The 9,523-nt window shown below is 44.8% G+C and carries 7 protein-coding genes; 3 read left to right on the top strand and 4 right to left on the bottom strand.

What is annotated here, in order from left to right:
- A partial coding sequence (locus R7R24_RS20740) for a hypothetical protein (RefSeq protein WP_318119605.1) occupies positions 1-196 on the top strand: 196 nt, incomplete at its 5' end.
- Positions 197-893: 697 nt separating this feature from the next.
- Here R7R24_RS20740 and R7R24_RS20735 read toward each other — a convergent pair.
- From R7R24_RS20735 to R7R24_RS20720, 4 genes are read right to left on the bottom strand one after another with little or no spacing between them, the layout of a single operon-like run.
- On the bottom strand, positions 894-3,101 hold the full coding sequence (locus R7R24_RS20735) for a DNA topoisomerase 3 (protein ID WP_014386700.1): 2,208 nt from the start codon (positions 3,099-3,101) through the stop codon (positions 894-896).
- A complete protein-coding gene (locus R7R24_RS20730; protein WP_014386701.1) occupies positions 3,102-3,404 on the bottom strand; it encodes a hypothetical protein in 303 nt (100 codons plus the stop codon). It lies immediately after the preceding gene.
- Complete coding sequence (locus R7R24_RS20725) at positions 3,386-4,162, bottom strand: hypothetical protein (protein ID WP_128740496.1); 777 nt, start codon at positions 4,160-4,162, stop codon at positions 3,386-3,388. Before R7R24_RS20725 ends, R7R24_RS20730 begins: the two co-directional genes overlap by 19 nt.
- 4 nt (positions 4,163-4,166) lie before the next feature.
- The gene (locus R7R24_RS20720; protein WP_014386703.1) at positions 4,167-4,406 is read right to left on the bottom strand and encodes a hypothetical protein; all 240 of its coding nucleotides are present in this window, start codon (positions 4,404-4,406) and stop codon (positions 4,167-4,169) included.
- Positions 4,407-4,569: 163 nt separating this feature from the next.
- Between R7R24_RS20720 and mobH the strand changes: the two genes are divergently transcribed.
- Together mobH and traD are read left to right on the top strand one after the other, a co-directional pair.
- Complete coding sequence (gene mobH, locus R7R24_RS20715) at positions 4,570-7,644, top strand: MobH family relaxase (RefSeq protein WP_014386704.1); 3,075 nt, start codon at positions 4,570-4,572, stop codon at positions 7,642-7,644.
- A 6-nt stretch (positions 7,645-7,650) separates the two neighbouring features.
- Positions 7,651-9,519, top strand: a complete 1,869-nt coding sequence (gene traD / locus R7R24_RS20710) for a conjugative transfer system coupling protein TraD (protein WP_084735634.1) — start codon at positions 7,651-7,653, stop codon at positions 9,517-9,519.
- Positions 9,520-9,523: the final 4 nt, after the last annotated feature.

The following is a 9,523-nucleotide window of genomic DNA, read 5'->3' as shown; positions in this document are numbered from 1 at the left end:
ACTCCTGCTCTTACTGGTTGCACCATTAGTTTGGTACAACGGTGCTAGAAGGGAAGTGCGTCCATCACATCAAAGCCCCTTGAAGGCGAGATATATCGAGCTGATTAGAAAGTGTTGTTTTATTTTTTTTAGTCGGCATTCCTCTACTGAAAACGGAACTATGATAGAAGAAATCACTTACAGCATTATTTTCTAAGACATAACTAATGGAGGGGGAGTCTATAAAATCCCTATATAGTATAAACTTAGGGACGTTAACGCTGTATTTAGTTTTTCCACTATGTCTAACAATTGAATTCACTACTCTTTTGGGTAAAAAATGCGTGTTATATATTAGGCTTCGAACTTCAAAATTATCATAGCCTAATGAGTGTAATTTTTTACATTCAGTCTTTAGGAGCTTCTTAATTTCGAATTCATATAGATCTAGGTAACACCTTGTAGATTTATTTAATATTCCTAAAAATAACTTTTCTACTCGTTTTACTTTACATTGTTTGTACAATGGCAGTGCTACAGCGACCCCTAAAGAACTCTTATTTGATAGTGCGTTCACAGGGAAATTGTTGTCGATTCTTGGTTTTTTGTATCTATCTACGCTATTCATGAAATCTGTCGTTGGAGTGGTTATTTCTCTACACTTTTCCTGTTTGAATTTAGCTAAGCTATATAAATAAAGGCTATTAATCACTCTTTGCCTATCATTATCCATCCAGCCTAGATTAAGATACAGGGTGTGGTGTTTGAAAGCAGCTTTGGCGTGTTCTCGGTTATGATACATAATGGACCCTTAAAAATTTAAAATGCTAAATATCACTCTGTTTAATGGATGTTCTAGTGTCAGTGAGCCTATTTGATTATCAGTTATATACCGGGGCCTAAGCCCCGAGACGTTAGTCAAATAACTCTTCCAGAGATTTTTTCTTCCGAGAGTATGGCATCGTCGATTTACAATCAGGATACCCAGTACAACCCCAAAAAGAGCTAGCTCGCTTTTTACCTGGAGCCTTGCCTTTACGTAGGCGCATTGGCTTGCCACAGTCAGGACAATCAGGACAATCCTCAGCAGCAATACGCTTTTCTGGTTTCCCACGATTGTCAGGAAAAGTCTTTTTACATGTCTCGTTCTGACACCCCCAAAAAAAGCCATTTTTCCCTTTTAGTCGCTTCAACTTACCACCACAATTGAAACAATCATGAGTAGGACCTTCCGCATTTTTGAAAGCCTTAGCTAAGATGCCTTCTGGTTGAGTTAGGGTTGGAGCATTCTGCTTGAGTTGTTGGATCATTTGAACAATCCAACCTGAGATTTGCTGCATAAAGACGGACATGTTTCCGTTCCCTGTCGCTATCTTCTCCAGTTCCTGTTCCCAAGCCGCCGTCATGCCTGGGCTTTTGATCGCTGCTGGTACGACAGCAATAAGTGCGTGAGCTTTATCCGTGGCGATAAGGAGCTTTTTCTTTCTCTGCAAGTACCCTTTATCGACCGCACCCTGAATAATGCCTGCACGGGTAGCTGGGGTGCCGAGGCCAGCGGTGTCTTTTAGGACTTGCTTAAACTTTTCTTCTGTGACAAAGCGAGCAATGTTTTCCATCGCGCTTAGTAGTGTGGCTTCGGTGAAATGAGGTGATGGCCGAGTCATTTTGTCAGTGATTACCGAATCATTGATCAAGGCTGGTTCACCCTGGCTAACTTTCGGTAATTTCTCTTGCTCTTTTGGTCCATCAAGATCATCGCCTTCATCTTGAGGGGATGATTCTGCATCATTGTTGAATAGTACTTTCCAACCTTGACGTAAATGTGTTTTGCCGTTGGCCGTGAACGAATGATTGCCGCATTGAACATCAATTGTAGTTTTGTTGAATTCAAAAGGACTGTAGAACTGGGCGATGTAGAAACGACGAATTGCATCGTACAGATTGAACTCTTTTTCGCTCATGGCACTTATGTTGGTTTTGGCCGGAGTTGGAATGATGGCATGGTGAGCGGTGATTTTTTTGTCATTGAACGCTCTTGATGATCTCGATTGGTCTGCTCCAGCCACCAGCCCTGAAACACGCTGATCCGAAAGAATCAGAGCTTGAAGAATATCGGGGATATCCTCTTTCTGTGATTCTGGCAGGTATCTGCAATCTGTACGGGGGTAGGTGGTTGCTTTGTGCTTTTCGTACAAAGCTTGTGCTGCATCAAGTGTTTCTTGCGCACTGTACCCCCAACGTTTGGCCGCGTATTGCTGTAAACTAGTCAAATCAAATGGAAGAGGGGCTGATTCCTTGCCAGCTTTTGTTTCAGCCTTACTTATAAGTGCTTGCGCTCCTTTTACTTGAGCGGCTACTTGCTCTGCATAGGCTTTGTTTGTACATCGCCCTTGATCGTCAGAGCACTCTTCTGGCGGCACCCAGTGAGCAAGGAATTGACCGTTTTGAACAGATACACCGACGTCCATCGTCCAGAACGGTGATGGTTTGAAGTTGGCTATTTCACTGTCTCGCTGGCACACAAGGGCGACCGTGGGGGTGATTACTCGTCCTATATGGAGCGTTTGCCCGAAGCCAACCTCTCTTGCAAGTACTGTATAACAGCGAGACATGTTCATACCCACTACCCAGTCAGCTCGCTGGCGAGATAGGGATGCGTAATAAAGGGGTATCGTCTCCTTGCCATCTTTGATGTTTCGAAGTGCTTTTCTGATACTGCTTTCATCAAGAGCAGTTAAACAAACTCGTTTTACGGGGCCTTGGTATCGGAATCTATCGAGTAGGGAACGAGCGATCGCTTCGCCTTCTCTGTCATAGTCAGTCGAGATATAAACTGTGCTGGCTTTTTTCACCAGCTGCTCGATCACTTTATATTGCTTGGAAGAGCTACGCCTCACCTTGCTACGCCATGATTCAGGAGAAATAGGCAGTGTTTCAAGGGACCATGCTTTATATTTCTCGTCATAGTCATCGGGCATATAGAGTTCTAATAGATGACCAAGAGCCCAGGTTATTGCCCGGCCACTTCCATCATGAATAAAACCGTCGCCGTGCTGAGTTACTCCCATCACAGCTGCGAGGTCTTTTGCTTGGGATGGCTTCTCACAAATGTACAGATCCATTTAAGCGCACTCCTTTGGTTTGAGCGCGATGTCTTGAATACCGTTTTGCTGCGTAGAAAGGTTGGTCAGCTGTTTCCAGTTTTCGGAGGCATCGGCTATTAAGGGGGATTTCTCTGTGCCAGCAATAAAAGCTAGGTTGGCAGAGATAACGACTGCTGCTTCTTCCGGAGTGCCACTTTGTCCGGCCTCAACCAGCATGATGTTCAGCTCATCAAAGAGCTCAGCTTTAGCTTGAAGAACGAGAAGCTCTTCTTCCGTCAACTGAGTATGTGATGAGCTGGTGGTTACTTTATGGCTTTGCATGGGTTTACCACTGTAAATGGGCGAGTAGAACTGCGAACGATCTTGCGCTGTTCATTCGTCATTTTTTGTGATGTGCAAAATTGCGTCCAAGCGGTGAGATAATCTTGGTAAGTGTGTTGTGGCGGATTGCACTGACCAACCAGATCGCTTGGGATACTGCCTGTTTCGCCTTTTTCTTTCTCGATGAACTGCCAATCGCGTTCATCCATGCCATTACCGCTATCACAGAAACGCTCCCAGCGTGATAGTTCGTATAAGGAGTACCCTTTGCCTTTCACACCAGAAGAAAGTTTTTTGTATGCGGAAATGGCATCTTCCATGTTGGAACCATTTTTATCCTTCTGCTGTTTTATCAATGCGCTTTCATTATTCGCGCCGAGACTACTTGTTGGACCTAATACATGGATGTAATCGGGTTTGCGAAATGCTGCTCCACCCAGTCCTAAATCTTCATAAGAAACATTGAGACCACGATCTACACGATCTTGCTTCTTATGTGCTTCGATATCAGCACTGCCACGATTTTCAGCAATATTCAAAAGGAAGTAATAGGCATCGACATCATCATCAGACGCAAGCAGTTTGTCAGCCTTCGCTTCGTAGATAGGAAGGTTCTCTTGAATCCATTGATCTGTCGGCTGCTGAGGAATGCCGTAGCGTTGGTGCAATTCTGCGTTTGTTGGTGGGATATCTTTGGTTGAGGAACACCCAGCCAAAATAGCTAACCCTACAAGTACTACTAATTGCTTTTTAATCATCTGCTTACCCATTGAATTGTTGCTCCAACCATTGTTCATCAATGGTGTCGATTGTCCGGCCATCACTGTTGCTTAAAAGCTTACGAGTAATGACTGTTGTCCAGTTATTAACAAGAGACATGTCAGACTGAGCCTGATGCAAAGCCTCTTTGTCTCCCTGCATGTTGTTAGCGGTTACTGCCTGTGCTTGGCGCTTTAAAGCATCAAGTGCCAAATAGGCAGCATCGGGCAATGTTCTTTCCATACAACTCTCCTGATACCAAATAATGATGCTGTGTATTTTATCTGGTCACTCAATCATCTCTGACGCCTCAAACTGCCCAAAATGGACAGGAGGGGAGATATGAGAAGACAAAAGGGTCTGCGAGCATATACGCACGGAAAAAGCGCAGGTAAATAAGAACCAGATGATAAGTAGTGCCTTTAAAAAATTATTTGGTGGGCGCGGTGAGAAAAAAGTAGAGGTAGTAGCTTCCCAGGTTAGGGATTTAGCTGACGAAGAGATACCTCGATACCCGCCGTTTGCCAAAGGGCTACCAATGGCCCCAGTCGATAAAGTGTTGCAGACACAGAACGAACTTATTCAAAAAATCAGGAGCACTTTAGGTTTTACTCAAGAAGAGTACGACCGTTTAGTCATGCCTGTAATTGGCCGTTACGCGGCGTTTGTTCATTTATTACCAGCATCCGAAGCTCATCATCATCGGGGAGCTGGTGGATTGTTTCGTCATGGGCTGGAGGTTGCCTTTTGGGCGACACAGGCATCTGAGTCAGTTATTTTCTCAATTTCAGGCTCCCCTCGTGAACGAAGAAACAATGAGCCGCGATGGCGTTTGGCATGTTGTTTCTCAGGGTTATTGCATGACGTTGGTAAGCCATTGTCTGATGTTGTGATCACAAACAGCGATGGTAGTAAAACGTGGAACCCATATTCAGAAACTCTGGTTGACTGGGCTAAGCGCCATAATGTGAGTCGTTATTTTCTTCGTTGGAGAGATAGAGAACACAAACGGCACGAGCAATTTTCGCTGCTGACCGTCGAACGAATTTTGACTCCAGAGGCTTTGGAGTTTCTAGCTGATCCCGGTAAAGACATTGTTGAATCCATGCTACAGGCAATATCAGGTCTTAGAATCAATGACCCGGTAACAAAGTTAATGCTTAAAGCTGATGGTGAAAGTGTTTCTCGTGACCTCAAACAGAATCGCCTAGATGTCGATGAGTTTGCTTACGGTGTTCCTGTTGAGCGTTATGTATTTGATGCTTTACGTCGATTGGTTAAAACGGGCAAATGGAAAGTCAATGAGCCTGGCGCGAAGGTGTGGCATTTACATCAGGGTGTGTTCATTACATGGAAGCAGGGAGCCAGTGATATTTATGACTTGTTAACGGAAGATAAAATTCCTGGCATTCCTCGTGATCCAGATACCTTGGCTGATATTTTAATTGAGCGTGGTTTTGCTCTGAAAAACGTATTACCAGAGCATGGCAAAGATGTTTTCTATCGTTATTGGGAAGTTATCCCTGAATTACCTCAAGAAGGGGAAGAAGTCACAGGGAAAATCAAAATGCAGATGCTGCGTCTTGAATCGTCGGAGTTGGTTTTTACCACTGAACCGCCTGCGGCCATCGCGGGTGAAGTTATTGGCGATGAGGACGAACAGGAACTTGATGCCAGTGAGCTTGATGACGATGCACCGGAAGATGGAGATGAGAACTCTGATTCGCTCACCGCTACACCAGAGCCTATTGGTTCTCTTGATGATGGATTCGAAATTCCAGATTTTATGGCAGCACCGCCCTCAACGGACTCTCAATCATCGGAACCGAAAGGTGGCACTTCCACCGATACCAAAACAAGCAAGAATGACGATAAAGCTGATGCCCCAAAAGAACCATCAGCACAAGAAATCGCTCAAACCGCAGCACCATTAGCATTAGACGATCCATTGAAAGGGCTGAAAGATGCTGGTGGGGCATTAGGAGTTTGCGATTTTCCATTCGATGCATTTGGGCTCAATACCGAGCCTGATACAACACAAAAAGACAAAGCTGAAACGCCAAATGTTCCAACAGAACAAAGCGAAGAAGACACATCTTTACCCGGCATAGACAACATTCGCTCGGGCAAGAAGCGTCAGCCTAAAGCATCCGCAAACACGGCAGCATCCTTGTCACCGAATGAGTTTTTTGGCCCTGAACCGAGCGCAATATTTGATGCCCCACCAATGCCGCCAGAGGATATGTTTGCACCAATAGATGCTGTCCCTTTGGATGCCTATGACTACTCCCATGAGATGGAAGAGCGTGAAGAGTTTGTTCCAACAGAACATTTCCAAGATGCAGAGACATATTCTTTCAGCCAGCAGGATAAATCGAGTGATGTTGATGTGCGTGGTCATTTGGAGAATGTTCTAAGTGGATACGGCGCGGCAGAAAGTATTTTAAAAGAAGCCATTATTCCTGTGCTGGATGGACACAAAACATTAGGTGAAGTGCTTTGCTTTATGAAGAAAAAAGCAGTGATCCTTTATCCAGAAGGTGCCCGAGCGCTTGGGGCTCCAGCCGAAGTCTTGAACACGTTATTTGACGCTGGCGCTATCGTGCCTGACCCAGTTCATCCAAACCGGAAGGTTCATGATTTTAGTGGCATTAAAGGGTTGTTACTTTCTTCTGATATCTCAGATGTTATCAAAGCTGCGATAGAACAAGCTGAGAAAGACTTTGACCCAATTCGTGAAGTTAGTGCGCTAAATGATAAACGCCAATCTGGCAAGAAAGCTGAAAAGGCACACTCAGAAAAGAAAGTTAAGAGCCAGAAAACCAACCAATCTACGCCGAAAAAGCCTAAACCTGCAATGGATATTTCAGCATTACTGCCCGGAGAGCAAACAGGTGGCCGCTCATCTGAGAATAAAAGAATCGCACAACAAACGGCACAAGGTAAGAAGGGCACAGCAGCTAAAACTCAAACCGAACAGCACAAAAATGAGAGTGAAAACAGTGCTTCTAATGAGGAAAAGCAAAATGTGTCACGTTTACCTAAGCGCCAAAAACCAAAGACAACGGTAAATAAACCACCAAAAGAAACGCGGCCAGTGAGTCTGGATTTCGATTCTGATTTAGAACTGCCAATGACAAAAGTGGTCGGGCAAATAGATCTAGAAGACGAGGAACCTAAAAAGCCTCAGAAGGCGAAAGAAATTAGTGATGAGGACTTTTTACCTCCTCAGTCTGACATTGATGCAGAGGAGGCCATTAGGCTTCTGAAAGAAATGATAAAAAACCAAAAAGGACGATGGTTAGTCGGTCCGGTCATTAAGGAGGATGGGTGTTTGGTAACAAGCGATAAGGCTCTGGAGAAAGTAACTGGTGAGTGTACGAATCTTAGCAAATCTATGCTGAGAGCATTACTCGCTAGTGGGCAACGACGCCCAAGAATGACTATTCGCCAGGGGAATTTAAGGTTAGAGGTGGAGTAAAGATAGATGAGCATGGATTATGACCCACTTGGGTATGAAATGCCGTGGAGGCCAAATTTTGAAGGTCGTGCAGCGCTAGGGTGGGCAGCTGCCAGCGGTGTGGCCTTGACGGTTAATCAAATGGCAGAGTCAATGCCTCCGGAACCGTTTTATTGGATGACTGGTATTTGTGGTGTTATGGCAATGTCCCGAATCCCAAAAGCCATGATGTTACATCGTCTCCAGAAGCATCTATTTGGTCGTGAACTGGAATTTATCTCTTTAAAAGAGCTAGAAAAAATGATGGCTGGCTCAGAAGATGATATGTGGCTTGGTCATGGTTTTGTATGGGAAAAGCGTCATGCTCAGCGTGTATTTGAAATCATCAAACGTGACTGGCACACCTTTACTGCTCAAGAGCCTTTAATCAAGAAGACGGTTCGCGTCCTTAAAGGCAAAAAGAAAGAAGATCCAATGGGGCAAACATGGATTCACGGTGTTGAACCAAAAGAAGAGAAGTTGATGCAACCGTTGAAGCATACAGAAGGCCACACGCTTATTGTAGGTACAACAGGTTCAGGCAAGACTCGTATGTTCGACATTATGATCACGCAAGCTATCTTGCGCAATGAAGCAGTGATCATTATCGACCCTAAGGGTGATAAAGAAATGAGGGACAATGCAAGGAGAGCTTGCGAAGCTATGGGCCATCCAGAGCGATTTGTTTCCTTTCACCCTGCGTTCCCAGATGAATCCGTGCGATTGGACCCTTTACGTAACTTTAGCCGTGTGACGGAGATTGCGAGCCGTTTGGCCGCGTTGATACCTTCGGAGGCAGGTGCAGATCCATTCAAATCATTTGGTTGGCAAGCACTGAACAATATCGCTCAAGGTCTTGTACTGACTTATGAACGTCCTAGCATTGTTCTGTTGAAACGATTTTTGGAAGGTGGTGCCGCAGGTCTGGTTATCAAAGCCGTACAGGCTTATTCAGCACGAGTTATGGAAGACTGGGAATCAAAAGCAGCACCATATTTGGAAAAAGTGAAAAATGGCAATAGAGAAAAGCAAGCCTTTGCCATGATGAAGTTCTACCAAGATGTTATTCAACCAGAGTTCCCTCACTCAGATTTGGAAGGCTTATTGTCGATGTTCCAACATGACTCGGCACACTTCGGGAAAATGGTTGCTTCACTGCTTCCTATCATGAACATGCTTACCTCGGGTGATTTAGGAAAGATGCTGTCTCCCGATTCAAGCGATGTCGATGATTCCAGGCCAATAAGTGACTCAGCCAAAATAATAAACAATGGCATGGTTGCATACATTGGTCTGGATAGTTTGACCGACAGTATGGTTGGTTCTGCAATCGGCTCTCTTTTCTTATCTGACTTAACAGCTGTTGCTGGTGATAGATACAACTTTGGTGTCAACAATAAGCCCGTCAATATCTTTGTGGACGAAGCCGCAGAGGTGATCAATGACCCATTCATTCAGCTTCTCAACAAAGGTCGTGGCGCGAAACTTCGACTATTTGTTGCAACACAAACATTCGCTGACTTTGCCGCTCGGATGGGGAGTAAAGATAAAGCACTACAGGTTCTGGGAAACATTAACAACACATTCTCATTGCGTGTAATTGATCCTGAAACACAAAAGTTCATTACAGACAACTTACCGAAAACACGTTTGAACTACGTCATGAGAACGCAGGGCCAAAATACGGACGGTGAGCAGCCGATTATGCATGGGGGCAACCAAGGGGAACGGCTTATGGAAGAAGAAGCTGAATTGTTCTCTACGCAACTCCTGGGGATGCTGCCCAACCTTGAGTACATAGCCAAAATCTCTGGGGGGAAGATAGTCAAGGGACGGCTACCTATCTTGACATCTTAATGGC

It is taken from the genome of Vibrio sp. 704 (assembly GCF_033339295.1).
The sequence above is the reverse complement of the archived record's forward strand: the minus strand, read 5'-3'. Positions and strand labels throughout refer to the sequence as shown.

Coding starts and splice junctions, on each gene's coding strand:
- R7R24_RS20725 (WP_128740496.1), bottom strand. CDS start 4,162: ATGATTAAAAAGCAATTAGTAGTACTTGTAGGGTTAGCTATTTTGGCT.
- R7R24_RS20735 (WP_014386700.1), bottom strand. CDS start 3,101: ATGGATCTGTACATTTGTGAGAAGCCATCCCAAGCAAAAGACCTCGCA.
- traD (WP_084735634.1), top strand. CDS start 7,651: ATGAGCATGGATTATGACCCACTTGGGTATGAAATGCCGTGGAGGCCA.
- R7R24_RS20730 (WP_014386701.1), bottom strand. CDS start 3,404: ATGCAAAGCCATAAAGTAACCACCAGCTCATCACATACTCAGTTGACG.
- R7R24_RS20720 (WP_014386703.1), bottom strand. CDS start 4,406: ATGGAAAGAACATTGCCCGATGCTGCCTATTTGGCACTTGATGCTTTA.
- mobH (WP_014386704.1), top strand. CDS start 4,570: ATGATAAGTAGTGCCTTTAAAAAATTATTTGGTGGGCGCGGTGAGAAA.